At 66.9% G+C, this 19,735-nt stretch carries 16 protein-coding genes; 10 read left to right on the forward strand and 6 right to left on the reverse strand.

Annotated features, from left to right (window positions below; all coding sequences use genetic code 11):
* Positions 1-99 precede the first annotated feature (99 nt).
* Both Q9R17_RS03360 and Q9R17_RS03365 read left to right on the forward strand, forming a co-directional pair.
* Positions 100-738: a hemolysin III family protein gene (locus Q9R17_RS03360; RefSeq protein ID WP_308157039.1), complete on the forward strand. Its 639-nt coding sequence runs from the start codon at positions 100-102 to the stop codon at positions 736-738.
* A gap of 129 nt (positions 739-867) precedes the next feature.
* Positions 868-2,793: an AsmA family protein gene (locus tag Q9R17_RS03365; protein ID WP_308158264.1), complete on the forward strand. Its 1,926-nt coding sequence runs from the start codon at positions 868-870 to the stop codon at positions 2,791-2,793.
* Positions 2,794-3,017: 224 nt separating this feature from the next.
* Here Q9R17_RS03365 and Q9R17_RS03370 read toward each other — a convergent pair whose 3' ends face one another.
* Genes Q9R17_RS03370 through mtgA form a run of 3 tightly spaced genes read right to left on the reverse strand, consistent with a single transcriptional unit; the run spans position 3,018 to position 5,191 of the window.
* Positions 3,018-3,449 (reverse strand): CBS domain-containing protein, encoded by a 432-nt coding sequence (locus tag Q9R17_RS03370; RefSeq protein ID WP_308157040.1) that lies wholly within the window; start codon positions 3,447-3,449, stop codon positions 3,018-3,020.
* Positions 3,409-4,428, reverse strand: a complete 1,020-nt coding sequence (locus Q9R17_RS03375) for a glycosyltransferase family 2 protein (RefSeq protein ID WP_308157041.1) — start codon at positions 4,426-4,428, stop codon at positions 3,409-3,411. The genes Q9R17_RS03370 and Q9R17_RS03375 overlap by 41 nt, the downstream gene beginning before the upstream one ends.
* Positions 4,429-4,441: 13 nt before the next feature.
* Positions 4,442-5,191 carry a monofunctional biosynthetic peptidoglycan transglycosylase gene (mtgA, locus tag Q9R17_RS03380; protein WP_308157042.1) on the reverse strand — a complete coding sequence of 250 codons (750 nt, stop codon included), beginning with the start codon at positions 5,189-5,191 and terminating at the stop codon, positions 4,442-4,444.
* Between the two features lie 77 nt (positions 5,192-5,268).
* Here mtgA and Q9R17_RS03385 point away from each other — a divergent pair, with 77 nt between their 5' ends.
* From Q9R17_RS03385 to Q9R17_RS03395, 3 genes are all read left to right on the forward strand, one after another.
* Positions 5,269-6,162 carry an Hsp33 family molecular chaperone HslO gene (locus Q9R17_RS03385; RefSeq protein WP_308157043.1) on the forward strand — a complete coding sequence of 298 codons (894 nt, stop codon included), beginning with the start codon at positions 5,269-5,271 and terminating at the stop codon, positions 6,160-6,162.
* Positions 6,163-6,282: 120 nt separating this feature from the next.
* Positions 6,283-7,134, forward strand: a complete 852-nt coding sequence (locus tag Q9R17_RS03390; RefSeq protein ID WP_308157044.1) for a hypothetical protein — start codon at positions 6,283-6,285, stop codon at positions 7,132-7,134.
* Between the two features lie 354 nt (positions 7,135-7,488).
* Positions 7,489-10,242 carry a TonB-dependent receptor gene (locus Q9R17_RS03395; protein WP_308157045.1) on the forward strand — a complete coding sequence of 918 codons (2,754 nt, stop codon included), beginning with the start codon at positions 7,489-7,491 and terminating at the stop codon, positions 10,240-10,242.
* 139 nt (positions 10,243-10,381) lie between these two features.
* Here the strand turns inward: Q9R17_RS03395 and Q9R17_RS03400 are convergent, their stop codons facing one another.
* Complete coding sequence (locus Q9R17_RS03400) at positions 10,382-10,984, reverse strand: TetR/AcrR family transcriptional regulator (protein WP_308157046.1); 603 nt, start codon at positions 10,982-10,984, stop codon at positions 10,382-10,384.
* Between the two features lie 142 nt (positions 10,985-11,126).
* Here Q9R17_RS03400 and Q9R17_RS03405 point away from each other — a divergent pair, with 142 nt between their 5' ends.
* The 3 genes from Q9R17_RS03405 to Q9R17_RS03415 all read left to right on the forward strand — a co-directional run bounded on the left by Q9R17_RS03405 (position 11,127) and on the right by Q9R17_RS03415 (position 15,062).
* Positions 11,127-12,044, forward strand: a complete 918-nt coding sequence (locus Q9R17_RS03405; RefSeq protein ID WP_308157047.1) for an alpha/beta hydrolase — start codon at positions 11,127-11,129, stop codon at positions 12,042-12,044.
* Positions 12,041-14,518: an acyl-CoA dehydrogenase gene (locus Q9R17_RS03410; protein WP_308157048.1), complete on the forward strand. Its 2,478-nt coding sequence runs from the start codon at positions 12,041-12,043 to the stop codon at positions 14,516-14,518. Before Q9R17_RS03405 ends, Q9R17_RS03410 begins: the two co-directional genes overlap by 4 nt.
* 76 nt (positions 14,519-14,594) lie before the next feature.
* Positions 14,595-15,062 carry a hotdog fold domain-containing protein gene (locus Q9R17_RS03415; RefSeq protein ID WP_308157049.1) on the forward strand — a complete coding sequence of 156 codons (468 nt, stop codon included), beginning with the start codon at positions 14,595-14,597 and terminating at the stop codon, positions 15,060-15,062.
* A 484-nt stretch (positions 15,063-15,546) separates the two neighbouring features.
* Here Q9R17_RS03415 and Q9R17_RS03420 read toward each other — a convergent pair whose 3' ends face one another.
* Together Q9R17_RS03420 and Q9R17_RS03425 are read right to left on the reverse strand one after the other, a co-directional pair.
* Complete coding sequence (locus tag Q9R17_RS03420) at positions 15,547-15,897, reverse strand: DUF1304 domain-containing protein (RefSeq protein WP_308158265.1); 351 nt, start codon at positions 15,895-15,897, stop codon at positions 15,547-15,549.
* A gap of 30 nt (positions 15,898-15,927) precedes the next feature.
* Positions 15,928-17,256 carry an MFS transporter gene (locus tag Q9R17_RS03425; RefSeq protein ID WP_308157050.1) on the reverse strand — a complete coding sequence of 443 codons (1,329 nt, stop codon included), beginning with the start codon at positions 17,254-17,256 and terminating at the stop codon, positions 15,928-15,930.
* A 277-nt stretch (positions 17,257-17,533) separates the two neighbouring features.
* On the opposite strand from Q9R17_RS03425, the gene Q9R17_RS03430 reads away from it, so the two are divergent.
* Both Q9R17_RS03430 and gspG read left to right on the forward strand, forming a co-directional pair.
* On the forward strand, positions 17,534-18,931 hold the full coding sequence (locus Q9R17_RS03430; RefSeq protein WP_308157051.1) for a serine hydrolase domain-containing protein: 1,398 nt from the start codon (positions 17,534-17,536) through the stop codon (positions 18,929-18,931).
* Between the two features lie 302 nt (positions 18,932-19,233).
* A complete protein-coding gene (gene gspG, locus Q9R17_RS03435; RefSeq protein ID WP_308157052.1) occupies positions 19,234-19,695 on the forward strand; it encodes a type II secretion system major pseudopilin GspG in 462 nt (153 codons plus the stop codon).
* Positions 19,696-19,735 lie beyond the last annotated feature (40 nt).

Raw genomic sequence — 19,735 nt, forward strand, 5'->3', positions numbered from 1 at the left:
GGATTCATCCACCATACGGTCGCGGGGGTGCAAGCGCCCGCCATCGCGGCGATGATAGGGGGGCTGCGGGTCCCCCTCCCCGCGAAATCCGTCATCACCATGACCTCCACGACTGCTGCTTCCATCCGTGAAGAAATCGCCAGCGCCCTGACCCACGGGCTCGGTGCGGTACTGGCGCTGGGCGCCGGCGCGGTGCTGATCACGCTGGCCGCCATCTACAGCGACGGGTGGCAACTGGCCGGTGCCATCGTCTTCGGCATTGCCCTGCTGCTGCTCTACACCGCCTCCACCCTGTACCACGCCATCCAGCACCCGGTCGCCAAGGGCCGGCTGAAGGTGTTCGACCACTGCGCGATCTACGTACTGATCGCCGGCACCTATACCCCGTTCACCCTGATCGGCCTGCGAGGCCCCTGGGGCTGGGGCCTGTTCGCCGCCATCTGGACCCTGGCCCTGGCCGGGGTAGTGTTCAAGCTGTTCTACACCGGCCGCTTCAAGCGCCTGTCCACCGCCATCTACGTGGCCATGGGCTGGCTGGTGATCGTGGCGGTCAAGCCGATGCTGGCCTCCATCGATGGCTGGACCCTGGGCTGGCTGCTGGCCGGCGGCCTGTCCTACACGCTGGGCACCTATTTCTACCACCGCGAATCGATTCCCTATTCGCACGCCATCTGGCACCTGTTCGTGATCGGCGGCAGCGTCTGCCACTTCGTCGCGGTGACCATGCAGGTGCTGTGAACCTGCTCCGGGCGGTGATGTGCACGCCACGCACATGACCGCTTCGCGCCCCGTCCACCCGGATGGGGCAACCATGGCGGCGTGACTACTGCCCCTGCCCCCGCTCCGCCACGCGCTCCGCGCTGGCACCTGCGCCGCCCTGGCCCACGGGGCCAACGCTGGCTGGCGGTGCTGGTGTTCCTGCTGGCGGCACTGCTGGTGCTGGTCGCACTGTGGGACTGGAACTGGTTCAAAGGGCCGGTGGAACGCGCAGTACAGGCCCGTACCGGCCGCGCGCTGCACATCGGCCACCTGGATGTGGACCTGGGCCGCACCAGCACGGTCCGCGCCGATGCGATCACCTTCGCCAATGCCAGCTGGGCCCGGCAACCCACCATGGCCAGTGCCGACCGCGTGGAGATCGACATCCGGGTCTGGCCGCTGCTGCGTGGCAGCATCCAGCTGCCGGAAGTACGCCTGACCCGGCCGGACGTGCTTCTGGAAACCGCCCCCCGCAAGGGCGAGCCGGGCAACTGGGATTTCCTGCCGGCCAGCGACGGCAAAAGCACGCTGCAACTGAAGGGCCTGCGCATCGATGACGGGCGCCTGCAGTTCCTCGATGCACTGGGCCGCACCGACATCCGCGTCGGCGTACGCAGTGGCGAACCGAAACAGGCCGACGCCGCGCCCCCTCTGCTGGTGAAAGGCCAGGGCCGCTGGCAGGGCAATCCGTTCACCCTCAGTGGCGGTACCGAATCGCCGCTGCAGCTGACCGACAGCGCGCATCCGTTCCGCATCCACCTGGATGGCCGCGCCGGCGGCACCCATGCCGTGGCCACCGGCACGCTGACCAACCCGTTCGCGCTGCAGGTGTTCGACCTGCAGTTCGCGCTCAGTGGCCAGGACCTGGCCGACCTCTACCCGCTGCTCGGCATCGCCATACCGCCCTCGCCGCCGTATGCCCTCGATGGCCGGCTCAAGCGCGACCACAACGTGTGGCGCTACGAAGGGTTCACCGGCAAGGTCGGCGACAGTGACCTGGGCGGCACCCTGCAGTTCGAAGTGGGCAGTGAGCGCCCACGCCTGACCGCCACCCTGGAATCGCGCCGGCTCGATTTCGACGACCTGGCCGGCTTCGTCGGTGCCCCGCCGAAGACCGGCGGCGGCGAGACCGCCAACGCCGAACAGAAAGCGCAGGCCGCGCAGGTTGCGGCCAGCCCGCGGGTACTGCCGGACACCCCGTACAACCTGGGCAAACTGCGCGCGATGGATGCCGACGTGCGCTGGAAGGCCCACCGCATCAATGCGCCCTCGCTGCCGCTGGACGACATGGACGCGCACCTGCTGCTGGACGACGGTGTGCTGCGCCTGGACCCGCTCAACTTCGGCGTGGCCGGCGGTGACATCCGCAGCACCATCCGCATGGACGCGCGCCAGCCGCAGATCGCCACGGCGCTGAAGGCCAGCGTGCGCGGGGTACAGCTGGGCCAGCTGTTCCCGGATGCGAAGCTGGCCGAACAGGCCAAGGGCGGCATCAGCGGCCAGATCGATCTGGCCGGTCGCGGCAATTCCATCGCCGCCATGCTGGGCAGCAGCAGTGGCGATGTCGGCGTGGCGATGGGCCGCGGCCATGTCGGCAACCTGGTGATGGAACTGGCTGGCCTGGACATCACCGAGTCGCTGAAATTCCTGTTCACCGGTGACCGGCAGATTCCCCTGCGCTGCGCCTTCGCCGATTTCGGCGTACGCGACGGCCTGATGACCAGCCGCGCGTTGGTGGTGGATACCACCGACACGATCATCATCGGCGAAGGCACCGTGAGCCTGCGCGATGAGCAGCTGGACCTGCTGCTGCGGCCACGGCCGAAGGACAAGAGCATCCTGGTGCTGCGCTCGCCGCTGCGCATTGCTGGCACGTTCAAGGATCCCTCGTTCCGCCCGGACTTCAAGGCCCTGGGCCTGCGCGGCGCGGTTGCCCTGGCGCTGGGCAGCATCGCCCCGCCGGCAGCGCTGCTGGCCACGATCGAAACGGGGCCGGGCAAGGACGCCGACTGCGGCGGGCAGTACGCGAAGTAAGCGCGTTGGTTCGCGGCGCATCAGAAAAAGCAGAGCCAAAAGCGGTGCCAACCCGGGTTGGCCGCTACCAAAGGCAGATAACCGCGCGCGGCACCGTGTCCAGAGGCAGCGGGCATGCCCGCCGCCTCCACACGCACACGGCAGGCGCTGCTTCTGCCTGGGCTTCAGCACTTGCAGTTGCACCAAGCGGGCCGGCGGGCTGCAAGCCCGCCACACCACAAACCCTATCCCGCCACGATGTACTGCTGCAGCTGATCCAGCTCCCGCCGCTGCGCATCGATCACTGCCTTGACCAGGTCACCGATCGAAATCACGCCCACCACGCTGCCATTCTCCAGCACCGGCAGGTGCCGGATCCGGTAATCGGTCACCAGCTGCAGGCAGTGCTCCACCTGCTCGCCCGGCGCCACCGTCACCACCTTCGCCGTCATGATCTCCGCCACCGCCGTATCGCGCGAAGAACGGTCGCGCAGCACGATCTTGCGGGCGTAATCGCGCTCGGACAGGATGCCGACCAGCCGCGGCCCTTCCATCACCAGCACCGCACCGACGCCCTTGTCGGCCATCAGCCGGATCGCATCGATCACCGCCGCGCCAGGCGCGACCGCATGTACATCAGGAGACTTGCCGTCCAACAGTTGCCGAACCGTGGTCATCTGCCTGCCCTCCCAGGGTGGGTTGCAGGACCGAGTCTGCCACGGGCGGTGCGAGCCAGGTGTCAACCAGGTACAGCGGCCGCTGTTTGGATTCCTCGTACAGCCGGCCCAGGTATTCCCCGATCAGCCCCAGCGCGATCAGCTGCACACCGCCCAGGAACAGGATCACCGCCATCATCGTCGGCCAGCCGGCTACCCGGTCGCCATACAGCGCCGCCTTGCCCACCACCCAGACCGCGAACAGGAACGCCGACACCGCCGTGGCCAGGCCCAGGTAGGTCGCCGCGCGCAGCGGCACCGTCGAAAACCCGGTAATGCCCTCCAGCGCGAAGTTCCACAGCCGCCAGAGGCTGAACTTGCTGCGGCCCGCCAGCCGGCGGTGCCGGTGGTAAGGCACCGCTACGCTGCGGAAGCCCACCCAACTGAACAGGCCTTTCATGAACCGGTGCCGCTCGCGCAGTTCGCGCAGCGCCGCCAGCGCGCGTGGCGACAGCAGGCGGAAGTCGCCCGTATCGGCCGGAATCGGTGTGCGCGACAAGCGCCCCATCACCCGGTAGAACACCGTCGCGGTCAGCCGCTTGAACCAGCCCTCGCCCTCCCGCTCCAGGCGGGTGCCATAGACGTTGTCATAGCCTTCGCGCCAGCGCGCCACGAACTGCCCGGCCAGCTCCGGCGGGTCCTGCCCGTCGGCATCGAGGATCAAGGCCGCACCGGCCTGCACCTGGTCCAGGCCCGCGGTCAGCGCGGCCTCCTTGCCGAAGTTGCGCGACAGGCGCAGCGCGCTCACGCGCGGATCGGCGGCCACCAGCGCCTGCAGGATCGCCCAGGTGCCATCACTGCTGCCGTCATCGACATACAGCACGCGCCCCTCCAGCCCGTGCAGCGCATCGAGCACCGCCAGCAACCGCGGGTGCAGCTGTGGCAGCGCCCGCTCTTCGTTGTAGGCGGCAATGACGAAGGTCAGTCGATCCTGGCTCATTGCCGCAGTGTACTCAGTCGTCCTGCAGGTACGCCGCACCGCCCAGCTGGCGGGCCTGGCGCTGGATCCAGGCGGCACGTCGCTGCACGTACGGGCCCGGGCTGGCCGCGTTGTAGCGACGCGGTGCCGGCAGTACCGCCGCCAGGCGCGCACTCTCGGCCGGGCTCAGACGGGCGGCATCCTTGTTCCAGAATTTCCGCGAGGCGGCCTGCGCGCCATAGACGCCATCGCCGAACTCGGCGATGTTGGCGTACATCTCCAGGATGCGCTGCTTCGGCCACAGCGCCTCGATCAGCACCGTGTACCAGACCTCCAGCCCCTTGCGGACCCAGCTGCGGCCCTGCCACAGGAACAGATTCTTGGCCACCTGCTGGCTGATCGTGCTGGCCCCGCGCAGGCGCCCGCCGCGTGCATTGTGGTCGCGCGCCTTCTCGATGGCCTGCAGGTCGAACCCATCGTGCTCGGGGAAGCGCTGGTCTTCGGCCGCCACCAGCGAAATCGGCAGGCTCGGCGCCATCGCGTCCAGGTCCCGCCACTGGTAGTGCAGGCGATAGGACCAGTCCCCTTCGCCCAGCGCCTCGCCGTAGCGCCACAGCATCACCGTGGACAACGGCGGGTCGATGAAACGCAGCACCAGCACCTGCAGGGTGCTCAGGCCCGCGAACAGCACCGGCAGCCACAGCAGCTGCCGCCAGCGCCAGCGACGCCGTGGCGCGGCCTGGGCCGGTGCCTCCACCTTGTGGTCCTCTCCCGCTGCCCCCATTACTGATGCATCCTTTTCCTGCACGGTTGTCGGCGCATTATCCGGCAACTGGCCCCGTTCCCGCGCGACCCGAGCCGATGACCGCCCAAAACGATTCCCTGATCCGCTTCCTGCTTCCCGATGCCGGCGTACGTGGCGTGCACGTGCACCTGTCGGCCAGCTGGCAGGAGATCCTGTCCCACGCCGTCTACCCGGACCAGGCCGCCGAACTGCTGGGCGAGGCCGCCGTGGCCTCGGCCCTGTTCACCGGCCACACCAAGGTCGATGGCCGGCTGTCGATCCAGCTGCGCAGCAGCAGCGCCCTGCGCGCGCTGTTCGCCGAATGCACCGCCGCCGGCACCCTGCGCGGCATCGTCCAGCTGTCCGACGGCGGCGATGCCCCGCGCGACCTGACCACCCTCGGTGACGACGCCCTGCTGGCCATCACCATCGAGAACCCGGGCCTGGACCCGCGCGAACCGCAGCGCTACCAGAGCCTGGTCGGCCTGACCGCGCCGGCCCTGGATGAGGCCTTCGAGGACTACTTCCGCCAGTCCGAGCAGCTGCCGACCCGCCTGCTGCTGGTCGCCGACCGCCACGGCGCAGCCGGCCTGATGCTGCAGAAGCTGCCCGGCGATGAAGGCGACGAGGACGGCTGGGCCCGCGCCAGCGCCCTGTTCGAGACCCTGTCCAAGGCCGAGCTGCTGGCCACCCCGGCCGCCGACCTGCTGCATCGCCTGTTCCACGAGGAATCCCCGACGCTGGTCGGCGAGAAGGCCCTGCGCTTCGGCTGCTCCTGCTCCCGCGAGCGGGTGGCCGGCATGCTGCAGTCGCTGGGCGAAGAAGAGGCCCGGGCCGCCGCCGAGCCGGACGGCGTGGTCGAAATCCGCTGCGAGTTCTGCGGACGGGAGTATCACTTCCCATTGACGGAATTCGGCATACTGTTCAGCAGCAACGGGGAACTCCTGCCGGCACCTGAACGGCTTCAGTAATCGTCACGCAGTCTTCGGTCCGGGGAGGATCAAGGCTTGTTAAGAATTCATAAACATTCTAGGATCAGTTTCCCGCTCCGGCGGGAACTTCTGTCGTTTCATCCTGTCTGAACGGGTCTCATGCGTACTTTTCTGCGTACATCGCTGGCCGTGCTGATCGCCCTCGGGGCGGTGGCGGGCGTGCATGCGCAGAGCACCGATACGCGTACCGTGATCCCGGTATGGAACAAGGGCAGCGGCAAGGTCGAGGCCCTGCTGTACCTGGAGCCGACCGGCAAGCAGGCCGCCGGTGCGCGCTGGCATTTCGGGCGGAACAACTCCTTGGACGCCGCCTTCGGCCTGTCCTCGGGTGATTCCCTGGGCCTGCTCTGCAACAGCAGCAGCGGGACCAGCATGGCTGGCCTGGCCAGCCACTGCATGCTGGCCAGCCTGGGCGACGATGACGACACGCTCAGCCGCCGCTTCACCGGCACCGCTGCGTTCAACCGCCCCGGTGGCCGCGTCGGCCTGACCGCCGGCACCGGCCGTGAAACGCTGCCGGCCTGGCTGTCCGGTCCGAACAAGACCCCCTCGCTGCGCGCCGAACAGAACGACCTGACCGTGTTCGCGCAGAAGAACATCGGCCGCGAAGGCTTCGTGTCGATCGCCGGTACCTACGCCAAGGCCCGCCTTGTGCCCCTGTCCGATGCCGCCCCGGCCCTCGTGGACCGCTGGGACAGCAAGAGCCTGAGCCTGGGCGCCGGCTATGGCAATTTCACCGGCAGCATCATCGGCCGCGTGGTCGATGTCCCCGGCCAGCCCGGCAAATGGGAAGGCCTGGGTGTCGGCCTGACCTGGCGGACCCCGTGGTCCGGGCAGCTTACCGTCGGCGCGGAGAACGTCATCAGCCGCGGCCGCAACCCGTTCTCGCCGCGCAATGAGAGCAATGACGACGGCACTGTGCCGTACGTCCGTTACGAGCAGGATCTGTAACCCCCCCCTCTGCATCGCATGACCCAACGAGAACGGGCGCCCCAGGCGCCCGTTTTGCGTTGGGCGCACCCCGCTTTTGATACAAATCGATACATTACGAAATATTTTGGTGCAAAGTTTTTTTTCACGCCTTTTAGCCAATCCAGCCGGGGGGCCAGATGATTGACCGACAAGCCATTGATTCGAAACAAATTCAGCCGCTAGCACAGGACGCGCATTGCTGAATTAACGGACCTTTAATTCTTGAGACCTGACGGTTAAGATCGCGTCAGCCTCACGTTTTTGGAGCTTCCTTTTGGGCTCCACCGCTGGGGCACTACCAGAGCCAAGATTTCCTTGGAGAGAGAGAGCCAAATGAATTTCCAGTCCAACAAACTGCGTGATGCGGTTGTGATTGCGCTTGTTGCCGGTGCGGCATCCGCCACCACGGTCCAGGCCCAGGAAGCAACCAATCTGGACCGTATCTCGGTCACGGGTTCGCGCATCAAGAGCACCGACATCGAAACCTCGCAGCCGGTCCTCAGCCTGACCCGTGCCGACATCGAAAAGCAGGGTGTGACCTCGGTCGCCGACATCCTGCAGCGCGTTGCCGCCAACGGTGCAGCCCTGAACCGTACGTTCAACAACGGCGGTGACGGCTCGGCCGGCGTCAGCCTGCGCAACCTGGGTTCCGAGCGCACCCTGGTGCTGGTCAACGGCCGTCGCTGGACCACCGGTCTGAACGGCAGCGTCGACCTGAACACCATCCCGACCGCGATGATCGAGCGCATCGACATCCTGAAGGACGGTGCGTCGACCATCTATGGCTCGGACGCCATCGCCGGCGTGGTGAACATCATCACCAAGCACAACTTCGACGGCGCGGAAGCGAACTTCTACAAGGGCCAGTACAGCCAGGGCGATGGCGAGCGTGAAGCCTATGACTTCACCCTGGGCACCACCACTGACCGCGCTTCGATCACCGTCGGCGCCTCCTACGTCAACGAAAAGTCGGTGATGGCCGGTGATCGCAAGATCTCCGCCGGTGGCCCGCCGTTCTTCAGCGGCCAGAGCGCAACCGGTCTGCCGGGCAGCTACATCCGCAACAACCAGCAGTACGTCATCATCAATGGCGTGGAAACGCCGTTCGATCCGAACGTGCACGGCTACAACACCGCGCCGGACAACTACCTGCTGACCCCGAACGAGCGTACTTCGCTGTTCGTGCTGGGCTCCTACAACATCACCGACAACATCACCTTCCGCACCGAGGCGATGTACAACGAGCGCAAGTCCGAGCAGCTGCTCGCGGCGATGCCGGTGACGGGCCAGAAGCTGAGCGCAAGCAGCATCTACAACCCGTATGGCGTTGAACTGACCGGCGTGAACCGTCGCTTCAACGAATCCGGCGGCCGTTCGTTCAACCAGAACGTCAAGAACTGGCACTTCTACGGTGGCTTCGAAGGCTTCTTCGAATTCGCTGGCCGCAACTTCGACTGGGATGTCGGCTACCGCTACGACAAGACCGACGAAAACGACCTGACCTACGGCCTGTTCAACAAGGCGCGTCTGGCTGAAGCCTATGGCCCGTCGGCCATCCGCGACGGCAAGGCGGTCTGCTTGAATTCGGCCGGTGCCGTCATCGCCGGCTGCGTGCCGATCAATCCGCTCGGCGGCCTGGGTTCGGTTTCCCCGGAAGCGCTGAAGTACGCCTCCTTCACCGCGCACGACTCGTCCTCGCTGGTGTCCAAGGGCTACTACGCCAACATCTCCGGTGAAATCGTGCAGCTGCCGGCGGGTGCACTGGGCTTCGCAGCAGGTTATGAATACCGCAAGGAAACCGGCCAGTTCGATCCGGACGCCTTCATTGCCTCGGGCCTGAGCACCGGTAACGGCGCAGCCCCGACCAAGGGCGGCTATGACCTGAACGAGTTCTTCGCGGAACTGTCGATCCCGGTGCTGGCAGACCTGCCGGGCGCCAAGCTGCTGGACTTCAGCGTGGCCTCGCGCTTCTCTGACTACAGCAACTTCGGCAACACCACCAACAACAAGTTTGGTTTCCGCTGGAAGCCGATCGACGACCTGATGATCCGCGGCAACTACTCGGAAGGCTTCCGCGCGCCGAGCATCAACAACCTGTACCGCGGCAACACGGACTCCTTCGAAACCTACATCGACCCCTGCTCGTCCAACGCGGGCCTGCGTACGGGTGCCGTTGCAGCCCAGTGTGCCGCCCAGGGCGTTCCGGCCAACTTCGTCCAGCCGGGTGCTGGCAGTGGCCGCAAGCAGACCGTGGTGCCGTTCACCTGGCAGGCCAACCCGAACCTGAAGCCGGAAACCTCGACCAGCCGCACGCTGGGCCTGGTGTGGAGCCCGAGCTTCGTCACCGGCCTGAACGTCACCCTGGACTGGTGGCAGATCAAGGTGGAGGACGCCATCACCCGTCCGGCGATCCAGGACATCATGAGCTACTGCTATGGCGGCACGCCGCAGCAGCAGGCGACCTACTGCCCGCTGATCACGCGTGACCCCAACTACGGCACGATCAACCAGCGCTACACCATCACCAACGTCAACATGCCGCTGCAGAACCTGGCATCGTACAAGGTGGAAGGCTGGGATCTGGGCATCCTGTACCGCCTGCCGGAAACCTCGTTCGGCCAGTTCACCATCAGCCTGGACAGCACCTACCTGTCGAAGTGGGAAACCAAGTCGACCCAGGATTCGCCGGTGCAGGGCCGCCAGGGCCGCTACCGCGACCAGGATCCGTACTGGCGCGTCCGCTCCAATCTGTATGTGGATTGGACCTACGGCGATTTCGGCGTGAACTGGGGCCTGCGCTACAAGTCCGGCATGCGCGAAACCTGCCCGTTCGATCCGGTCAAGAACCCGGACACCTTCCCGTACTGCTCTGACGGTGCGAAGGGTGAGAACCACATCGGCGCCACCACCTACCACGACATCCAGGTTCGCTACAACCTGCCGTGGAAGGGCACCGTCATGCTGGGTCTGAACAACGCGTTCGACAAGCAGCCGCCGGTGTCGTACTCGGTGCGTGCCAACATGTTCGACCCGCAGTACGACCTGCCGGGCCGCTACATGTACATGCAGTACAAGCAGCAGTTCTGATCGCTTCACTGATCTGCTGATGCTGCAACGGCCCCGCAAGGGGCCGTTGCTTTTTCTGCATGGTGCAGCGCGTGCTGCCCGGCGGAAAAAAAAAGGCCGCGGCATTGCCGCGGCCTTTTCCTGTCTGCGCGCGCGGCGCTCAACCGGTCGGGATCAGCGTCTCGATCACGTGCTCGACATAGGCCTCGAAATCTTCCCGCGCCTGCCGCGGCTGCTGCAGCTGCAGCGACAACTGCAGGAAGCCCACGTAGGCCGCATAGGCCAGGCGCGCACGGTGGCGGGCATCGGTGGAGCTGAGCCCTGCCTGGCGGAACGAGGCGATCAGGTAGTCCATGCGCCGCTGCGAGACGCGGTCGATCACCGGACGCACCATCGGGTGGTCCAGCGCCTTGAGCAGTTCGCTGTAGATGATGTGCGGCTGCACTTCATGGGCCACCACCTGGAACAGCTGGCGCATGCGCACGCGCGGGTCCGGCACGTCCTCCAGGCTGCCGAACACCTGCTCCTGCTCGAACAGTTCCCAGCGCTCCAGCGCGGCCTGCAGCAGCGCATCGCGCGACGGGAAATGCCAGTAGAAACTGCCCTTGGTGACCCCCAGGCGCCGGGCCAGCGGCTCCACGGCCACGGCGGACACGCCTTGTTCGGCAATCAGGTCGAGGGCGGCCTGGGCCCAGTCTTCGGCGCTCAGGCGGCTGTTGCGGCCGGCGCGCGGTTCGCCGGTGGAAGCTTCGGGTGCATTCATTGGGTGATTTAACCATACGCCGGGGTTCGTTGCAGTACGCCTGTACAACCGAAAGCGTCCCCCAAGGCCGTACCTGCCTTGGTTGCGGTGCACCATACCGGCCAGTATTGACTTCATCGGCCACGACTCCATACTAGCCGGTATGGTCACTCCCCTCCTTCCGCCTTCGTTCGATGAGCAGCGCCTGGACGCCGCGCACGGCGCGCGGCTGGCCGCAACGGTCCACGAGCATGGCCGCCGCGGTCGCATCCTGTTCGCGCACGGCTTCGGCCAGACCCGCCACGCCTGGACCGCCACCGCCCACGCGTTGGCGTCGGCCGGCTTCCCTACGCTGGCCTACGATGCGCGTGGCCATGGCGATTCGGACTGGAACGCGGCGGACGCCCCCTACCACGGCGAACAGTTTGCCGATGACCTGATCGTGCTGGCCGGCGAACAGCCGCGCCCGCCGGTGCTGGTGGCCGCATCGATGGGCGGCCTGTTCGGGCTGCTGGCCGAATCACGCTGGCCGGGCCTGTTCTCGGCGATGGTGCTGGTGGACATCACCCCGCGCTGGGATACCGCCGGTGTCGAACGCATCCTGGCCTTCATGACCGCCCATCCCGATGGCTTCGCCTCGCTGGCCCAGGCCGCCGATGTCATCTCGGCGTACATGCCGCACCGCCCGCGCAAATCCGAACAGTCCCTGCGTGCGCTGCTGCGCGAGGACGGCCAGGGCCGCTGGCGCTGGCACTGGGACCCGCGGCTGGTGGCCGAACTGGCCCGCGACAGCGAACAGCACCAGGATGCGCTGGCCGAGGCGGCGCGCCAGGTGAAATGCCCCCTGCTGCTGGTCAGCGGCGGGCGCAGCGACCTGGTCACGCCGCAGACCGTGGCCGAATTCCTGGCCCTGGCACCCCATGCGCGCCATGTCGAACTGCCGCAGGCGACCCACATGGTCGCCGGTGATGACAACGACGCCTTTACCGCAACTGTGTTGGACTATCTGGACGTGTTGTCCGTGGCACCGGCCACGACTTCGTCCGTCACAAACGAGCACGTCACCGGAGCACGCTCATGAGCATCGTTCTTCCCTTCCTTGCCGTCCTGCTGGCGGGGGCGTTCGTCGCCTACCACCGCATGCGGCTGATCACCTGGACCCTCATCAGCGTGGCCCTGCTGGTCGCGTGCTGGTTCATTCCCTACGTCAACCAGACCGCCACGATCGTGGCCGCCGCGCTGGTGGCCATCATCGCCGTGCCGCTGCTGCTGCCGTTCATCCGCAAGCCGCTGCTGACCGCACCGATGATGAAGGTGTTCCGCAAGGTGCTGCCGCCGCTGTCGCAGACCGAGCGCATCGCCCTGGAAACCGGTTCGGTGGGGTTTGAAGGCCAGCTGTTCACCGGCGACCCGGACTGGAACATCCTGCTCAACTACCCCAAGCCGCAGCTGACCGCTGAAGAACAGGCCTTCCTCGATGGCCCGGTCGAAGAACTGTGCAAGATGGTCAACGACTGGGAAATCACCCACGTCCATGCCGACCTGCCGCCGGAACTGTGGGCCTTCATCAAGAAGAACAAGTTCTTCGGCATGATCATCCCGAAGGAATACGGCGGCCTGGGCTTCTCCGCGCTGGCCCACCACAAGGTCATCCAGAAGCTGGCCTCGGTGTCCTCGGTGGTCAGCTCCACCGTCGGCGTGCCCAACTCGCTGGGCCCGGGCGAACTGCTGGTGCATTACGGCACCCAGGCGCAGAAGGACCAGTACCTGCCGCGCCTGGCCGATGGCCGTGAAGTGCCCTGCTTCGGCCTGACCGGCCCGTTCGCCGGCTCCGATGCCACCTCCATCCCCGATTACGGCATCGTCTGCAAGGGCGAGTGGAACGGCGAGCAGGTGCTCGGCGTGAAGCTGACCTTCGACAAGCGCTACATCACCCTGGCCCCGGTCGCCACGCTGATCGGCATGGCCTTCCGCATGTACGATCCGGACGGCCTGATCGGCGATACCCGCGACATCGGCATCACCCTGGGCCTGCTGCCGCGTGACACCGTCGGCGTGGAAATCGGCCGTCGCCACTTCCCGCTGAACTCGACCTTCCAGAACGGCCCGATCCGCGGCAAGGACGTGTTCATCCCGCTGACCCAGCTGATCGGCGGTGCCGCCATGGCCGGCAAGGGCTGGAACATGCTCAACGAGTGCCTGGCCGTGGGCCGCTCGATCACCCTGCCCTCCACTGCCAGCGGCGGTGCCAAGGCCGGCGCTGCCATCACCGGTGCCTACGCGCGCATCCGCAAGCAGTTCGGCCTGTCGGTCGGCCGCTTCGAGGGCGTGGAAGAAGCCCTGGCCCGCATCGGTGGCAAGGCCTACAAGATCAGCGCGCTGTCGCAGGCCACCGCCGCTGCGGTCGACCGCGGCGACGTGCCGTCGGTGCCCTCGGCCATCGCCAAGTACCACTGCACCAACATGAGCCGTGAAGTGATCTCGGACATGATGGACGTGATCGGCGGCAAGGGCATCATCCTGGGGCCGCGCAACTTCGCCGGCCGCAGCTGGCAGGCCGCGCCGATCGCGATCACCGTGGAAGGCGCCAACATCATGACCCGCAGCCTGCTGATCTTCGGCCAGGGTGCGATCCTCTGCCACCCGTGGGTGCTGAAGGAAATGAAGGCCGCGCAGGACCCGGATACCCGTGCTGGCCTGCAGGACTTCGACCGCAGCCTGTTCGGCCACATCCGCTACGGCATTTCCAACGCCGTGCGTTCGTTCTGGTTCGGCCTGACCGGTGCCCGCTTCGGTGCCGCCCCGGGCGATGCCTACACCCGCCGGTACTTCCGCAAGCTGGACCGCTACTCGGCCAACCTGGCGCTGATGGCCGACATCTCGATGATGACGCTGGGCGGCAAGCTGAAGTTCAAGGAATCGCTGTCCGGCCGCCTGGGCGACGTACTGAGCCATGTCTACATGACCAGCGCCATGCTCAAGCGCTACCACGACGAAGGCGCGCCGCAGGCCGACCAGCCGCTGCTGGCCTGGGCCTTCCATGACAGCGTGCACAAGATCGAGGAATCGCTGTCGGCCGCACTGCGCAACTTCCCGATCCGCCCGATCGGCTGGCTGATGTGGGCGCTGATCTTCCCGTTCGGCCGCCGTGCCGAAGCCCCGGGCGACCGCCTGAGCCGCCGCGTGGCCGCGCTGCTGATGGCCCCGAACGAGGCCCGCGACCGCCTGGCCCACGGCGTGTTCCTGACCCCGTGCGAGAACAACCCCGGTGGCCGCATCAACAGCTACCTGGCCAAGGCGATCATGGCCGAGCCGGTGGAGCGCAAGTTCCTCAAGGCGCTCAAGAGCAAGGGCATCGAGGCACTGGACTTCAAGGCCCAGCTGGACGAAGCGGTGGCCGAAGGCGTGCTGACCCAGGACGAGCGCAGCCTGCTGGAAGAACTGCGCACGCTGACCCTGGACACCATCACGGTGGACGACTTCGATACCGAAGAGCTGCGTTCGGCCAGCTACGCCCAGCGCCAGCACAAGGACACGCACTCGCAGGCGGCCTGAGCCCACTGCACGTTGCGTGTTCCTCGACGGCGGGCCCTGGCCCGCCGTTGTTCTATCCGCCTACCGGAAACCCCTCATGGCCCCACCGCTGCTTTCGCTGTACCGCCGCCTGCAACGCTGGCCGGCCGGCACCTGGTTGTTCTCGCGCGCGGTCTGTTTCAAGGCGCCCTACTTCGCCAGCATCGCCCCACGCATCACCCGCCTGGAACACGGCCGCTGCGAAGGCACGCTGGCCGACCGCCGGCGCGTGCGCAACCACATCGGCACCGTGCATGCCATCGCGATGTGCAACCTGGCCGAACTGACCGCCGGGCTGATGGTCGATGCATCCTTGCCCAAGGATATGCGCTGGATACCGAAGGGGATGCAGGTGCAGTACCTGGCCAAGGCGCGCGGCACACTGCGCGCGGTGGCGTTGCCGGCACAGCCGATCGTGTCGGCGGCGGCGGGTTACGCGCTGCCGGTGACGGTGAGCGTGCGCGATGCTGCGGGCACGGAGGTGTTCAGCGCGGTGATCGACATGTGGCTGTCACCGAAGAAGTGAGGTGCCGGCCAACGGCGGAGCCCCTCGTGGGTGGATCGCGGACAGCGGGTCATATCTCTGGGCTGGGTCGGGCGGGTCGGGTTCGCGGGACACGCCGTGAACCCATCCCTGGGGGCTCGTAGGCGCCATCCATGGCGCCTGCGGTCCCGCGAACCCTACCCGCCCGTCCTCGGACAGTTTCCTTGCGCATCCAGCCCACGGAAAAGAAAAAGAAGATCAAGAGCAACAGCAACAGCAACGGCGGAAAGCAAAAGCGGCCAATCGGCCGCTTTTGCTTTTGCTCTTCTTTTTCTTTTCCGTGGGCTGGACGCCGCAGAGATCTGTCAAAGGCTGGGGGCGGTGGGCGCGCGGGGGTGTCTGCGGCATGGATGCCGCGTACAAGCCCCCATGGATGGGTTCACGGCGTCCCCCGCGCGCCCACCGCCCCCAGCCAACGCCGGAAACCCGCGCCCACCCACGAGGGGCTGCGCCGTTGGCTGGAACCTCACGCCACCGCGCGAAGAACCAGCGCCAGAATCGCCGGCACCGCCTGGATCATGAAAATACGTCGGCTCACGCTGTAGGCACCATAGGCGCCGGCCACCACCACGCAGGCCAGCGAGAACGTCACCAGCACCGGCTGGGCCATCGCCAGCCCCACGATGATGCCCGCCGCCAGGAAGCCGTTGTACAGCCCCTGGTTGGCCGCCAGCACACGGGTGATCTCGGCCTTCTCCGGCGTATTGCGGAACGTCTTCAGGCCCAGCGGACGGGTCCACAGGAACATTTCCAGCACCAGGAAATACACGTGCAGCACAGCGACCAGTCCGGTCAGCAGCAGCGCGATGGTCGACAGCATGGGAGCTCCTTGGAAAGATCGGGTGGTTCAACGGTCGCGGGGCAACGTCTTTTCTTCGCGCAGCACGCCAACGGCGGACACGGTCAGCAGGCCCGCCACGACCACGCCACCGATGAACACCACGTGCGAACCGAACAGGGACAACCCCTTGTGCAGCCACGTGAAGCTCAGGTCGGCGCCACGGTACACGACCGTATCGATCGCCGCACCCGCCTTGTAGCGCCACTGGCGGTCCACCCGGGTATAGAGGGTTTCGCGCGCCGGCTTGAACAGCGAGAACTCACTGGCCCGGGTCACCACCTGCACCACCGCCACCAGCAGCGGCAACGGCGAGGCCGCAAGCACCGAAAAGCCGACGATGACCGCCAGGGCCGGAATCAGCAGGGCCGGGGCGATGCCATGCCGGGACAGCAGCCAGCGGGTCAGTGCCAGCTGCACCAGCAGCGTCAGCGCGTTGACCGCCAGATCGATATGCGAATAGAAGGCGGTGCGGGCCTCCGGGTCGGTGAAGGCCGCGCGCACGATGCTGGCCTGCTGGTTGTACAGCAGCGTTCCCACGCCCACGCCGAACACCACCATGATGGCCAGCCAGCGCAGCAGTGGCTCGCGCACGATCAGCCTGAGGCCATCGAGCACGCTGCCGCCCATCGGCGCTTCGCCCGACACCAGCTGCTGCGCCTGCTCGCGCTGCACGGCCCAGTGCCGCAGCCGCCAGATGCACAGCAGGCACACCGACAGGAAGCCGGCAGAAACCAGCATCAGGTTGGCGATGCCCACCCGCTGCACCAGCGCGCCGGTCAGCAGCGGCCCCAGGAACGCGCCGAGGGTGCCGGCCGCACCGATGTAGCCGTAGTAGGCACGGGCCTGCACGTTGGAGAACACGTCGGCCATGAAACTCCAGAACACCGCCACCGCGAACAGGTTGAACACCATGACCCAGAAGAAGAAGGCCATGCCCCGCCCCGGCACGCCGCTGTCGAACATGGCATAGAAACCCAGCAGGGTGATGATGAAGAAGCCATACACCACCGGCAGGAACACCCGCCGCGGGTAACGGCTGACCAGCCAGCCGTAGACCGGCTGAAGCACCAGCATGATCAGGAACACGCAGGTGAACAGGAACTGCAGCACGAAATCCTGCAGGGCCACGCCACGGGCCGCGAAGCCGTCGATCAGCGCCTGCGGGAACAGCGTCTGCAGGTCATCGGAGGCGGCCATCGCCTCGCGCACCGGGCGCAGCACGTAGTAGCCGCTGAGCAGGCAGAAGAAGTACAGGAACGACCACCACAGCGCCGGCGACTCGCGCAGCGCCAGGGCCAGGCCACGAAGGCCGCGGGGCCGGGAAGGCGCCGTCATCGCTGGCACCGTGCCCGCCGAGGGCGGCTGTGAAGCGGCATCGAACCTTCCCCGGAGCGTCAAAGCGCGTACGTTAGCCAATGCCCTGCCATATCGCCAGCGACGGTGCTGTGCCGGGTGTTGCCGGCCTGCGGCAGACGGTGCCCGGCCGGGCCGCTGGGCGGGCGTCAAAAAACCATCGATTTCAACGAGATGCGCATTCATCTTCGCTTTGTTTGTGCATAGGCGAAAAGCGGCGCTAGAATCCTTTCCAGCAGTCGCGCACGGGTCTCAACCGATGAAGAACAACAGCACGCGCCGGACGATCCGTTCGGCGGCCACCGGTCTGCTGGGCATGCTGATGCCCGTTGCCCTGTCCACCACGGCCCAGACCCCGCCGCCGCTGCCACCGCTGCCGGCCAACCTGGAAGCGGCCAGCACCGCGCACGTGCCCAGCACCCAACCGGCCGCCTACCGCACCGGCCTGAGCCCGAACGTGCAGCTGCCGGCCGCCGGCTTCAACGTGGCCAACATCGAATCGATGGCCCAGCAGCTGACCTATGGCGAACGCGTGCCGGGCATGGCCGTGGCGATCGTGCAGGGCGGCCGCATCCTCAGCGCGCGCGGCTACGGCGTCACCGACGTGAACAACCCGCAGCCGGTCGATGCGCATACCGTGTTCCGCCTGGCCTCGCTGTCCAAGGCCTTCGCCGGCACCATGGCCGGCCTGCTGGTCAACGACGGCACCCTGCGCTGGGACAGCAAGGTCACCGACTACGTGCCCGGCTTCCGCCTCAATTCCCCCGAAGCCACCGACCGCCTGACCGTGGCCGATGTGCTCAGCCACCGCGTGGGCCTGACCTACAACGCCTATGACCGCGACCTGGAAGGCAACGCCGAGTACTACGCGCTGACCCAGAAGCTGGCCAGCACCAGCCTCAAGTGCCTGCCCGGCGACTGCTACGCCTACCAGAACGTGGCCTTCAGCCTGATCGGCGATGTCGTCTACGCCGCCTCGGGCAGCTTCTACGAGCAGGCCGTGGAGCGCCGCATCTTCAAGCCGCTGGGCATGAACGATGCCAGCCTCGGCCTGGCCGGCATCCAGGCCAGCTCGCGCTGGGCCCGCCCGCACGTGCGCAGCCGCAATGGCTGGGTGGCGCTGACGCCGAAACCGACCTACTACCGCGTCGCCCCGGCCGCCGGCGTCAATGCCAGCGCCAGCGACATGGCGCAGTGGCTGCTGGCCCACACCGGCCACCGCCCGGACGTGCTGCCGGCGCCGCTGCTGGCCACCCTGCACTCGAGCCTGATCAACACCCCCGGTGAAATGCGCTCGGGCTGGCGCCGCGAACGCCTGCACTCGGCCGGCTACGCACTGGGCTGGCGCACCTTCGATTACGCCGGCCACGATGTGGTGTTCCATGCCGGCGCGGTCCAGGGCTACCGTGGCCTGGTGGCGCTGGTACCCGAACGCGACCTGGGCGTGGCGATCCTGTGGAACGGCGAAAGCGGGCTGCCCAGCGGCCTGTTGCCGACCGTGCTCGATGCCGCGCTGGGCCTTCCGGCCCGCCGCTGGCTGGATGTGGATACCGATTTCGGCAGCGACAGCCTGATGGCCGAAGGGGCCACGCCGGCACAGGACAAGCGCAAGGGCAAAGGTGCATCGAGCAACCGCGCGGTGGCCTCGCCACGCTGAGCGCGTAGCAGACAACCCGATCCGGAAGGCGGCCTGCGGGCCGCCTTTTTTTTGGCCATCCACGGCGCCCGGCGGGCGTGACGCGCCGCGCATCGCGCTCGCCAGAATGACGTACATCTCACTTCAATTGGCACTTGATTGCAGATTGAGCGTACGAATCCGTCTGGAGCCATTTCCCATGGAGCGGACAACTATCAGGCGTCTGCAATAGACCGTATGATCGCCGCGCAAAATCAATACGACTTTTGGCGCCCCGCTGGCATCCCACCGGAGCAGGCGCTTCCCCACCGCAGCCCTCCCCCATGCCCGCCTCCGACGCCCCCCGCCGCGCACGTCCGTCGTTCCCTTCCGTGCGCCACCGCGCGCATGGCTTCACCCTGCTGGAACTGCTGGTGGTGATGGTCATCATCGGCCTGCTGGCCGCCTATGTCGGCCCCAAGTACTTCTCCCAGCTCAACAAGTCCGAAGTCACGGTCGCCAAGGCGCAGGTCGAAACCTTCGACAAGCTGCTCGATACCTACCGGCTGGATGTCGGCCACTACCCGACCACCGAGCAGGGCCTGGCCGCGCTGGTCAGCGCACCGGCCGATGCCGCCGGCTGGAATGGGCCCTACCTGAAGAAGAACGTGCCGCTGGACCCGTGGCACCACCCCTATGCCTACCGTTCGCCGGCCGAGGGCGCGGAGTATGAAGTGTCGTCCCTGGGCCGCGATGGCACGCCCGGCGGCACTGGCGAGGATGCCGACATCAGCTCCAGCCGCTGAGCAATGAAGGCGCCTGGCGCGCCTGCTGGATGTCCCTTCC

It is taken from the genome of Stenotrophomonas sp. 24(2023) (genome assembly GCF_030913365.1).
Classification (GTDB): domain Bacteria; phylum Pseudomonadota; class Gammaproteobacteria; order Xanthomonadales; family Xanthomonadaceae; genus Stenotrophomonas.

Bases quoted from the DNA above. Each gene is read 5' to 3' on its own strand.
- Q9R17_RS03375 (WP_308157041.1), bottom strand. From the start codon at position 4,428: ATGAGCCAGGATCGACTGACCTTCGTCATTGCCGCCTACAACGAAGAG.
- mtgA (WP_308157042.1), bottom strand. From the start codon at position 5,191: ATGGGGGCAGCGGGAGAGGACCACAAGGTGGAGGCACCGGCCCAGGCC.
- Q9R17_RS03425 (WP_308157050.1), bottom strand. From the start codon at position 17,256: ATGACGGCGCCTTCCCGGCCCCGCGGCCTTCGTGGCCTGGCCCTGGCG.
- Q9R17_RS03405 (WP_308157047.1), top strand. From the start codon at position 11,127: ATGGTCACTCCCCTCCTTCCGCCTTCGTTCGATGAGCAGCGCCTGGAC.
- Q9R17_RS03390 (WP_308157044.1), top strand. From the start codon at position 6,283: ATGCGTACTTTTCTGCGTACATCGCTGGCCGTGCTGATCGCCCTCGGG.
- gspG (WP_308157052.1), top strand. From the start codon at position 19,234: ATGCCCGCCTCCGACGCCCCCCGCCGCGCACGTCCGTCGTTCCCTTCC.
- Q9R17_RS03400 (WP_308157046.1), bottom strand. From the start codon at position 10,984: ATGAATGCACCCGAAGCTTCCACCGGCGAACCGCGCGCCGGCCGCAAC.
- Q9R17_RS03360 (WP_308157039.1), top strand. From the start codon at position 100: ATGACCTCCACGACTGCTGCTTCCATCCGTGAAGAAATCGCCAGCGCC.
- Q9R17_RS03370 (WP_308157040.1), bottom strand. From the start codon at position 3,449: ATGACCACGGTTCGGCAACTGTTGGACGGCAAGTCTCCTGATGTACAT.
- Q9R17_RS03430 (WP_308157051.1), top strand. From the start codon at position 17,534: ATGAAGAACAACAGCACGCGCCGGACGATCCGTTCGGCGGCCACCGGT.
- Q9R17_RS03395 (WP_308157045.1), top strand. From the start codon at position 7,489: ATGAATTTCCAGTCCAACAAACTGCGTGATGCGGTTGTGATTGCGCTT.
- Q9R17_RS03410 (WP_308157048.1), top strand. From the start codon at position 12,041: ATGAGCATCGTTCTTCCCTTCCTTGCCGTCCTGCTGGCGGGGGCGTTC.
- Q9R17_RS03385 (WP_308157043.1), top strand. From the start codon at position 5,269: ATGACCGCCCAAAACGATTCCCTGATCCGCTTCCTGCTTCCCGATGCC.
- Q9R17_RS03415 (WP_308157049.1), top strand. From the start codon at position 14,595: ATGGCCCCACCGCTGCTTTCGCTGTACCGCCGCCTGCAACGCTGGCCG.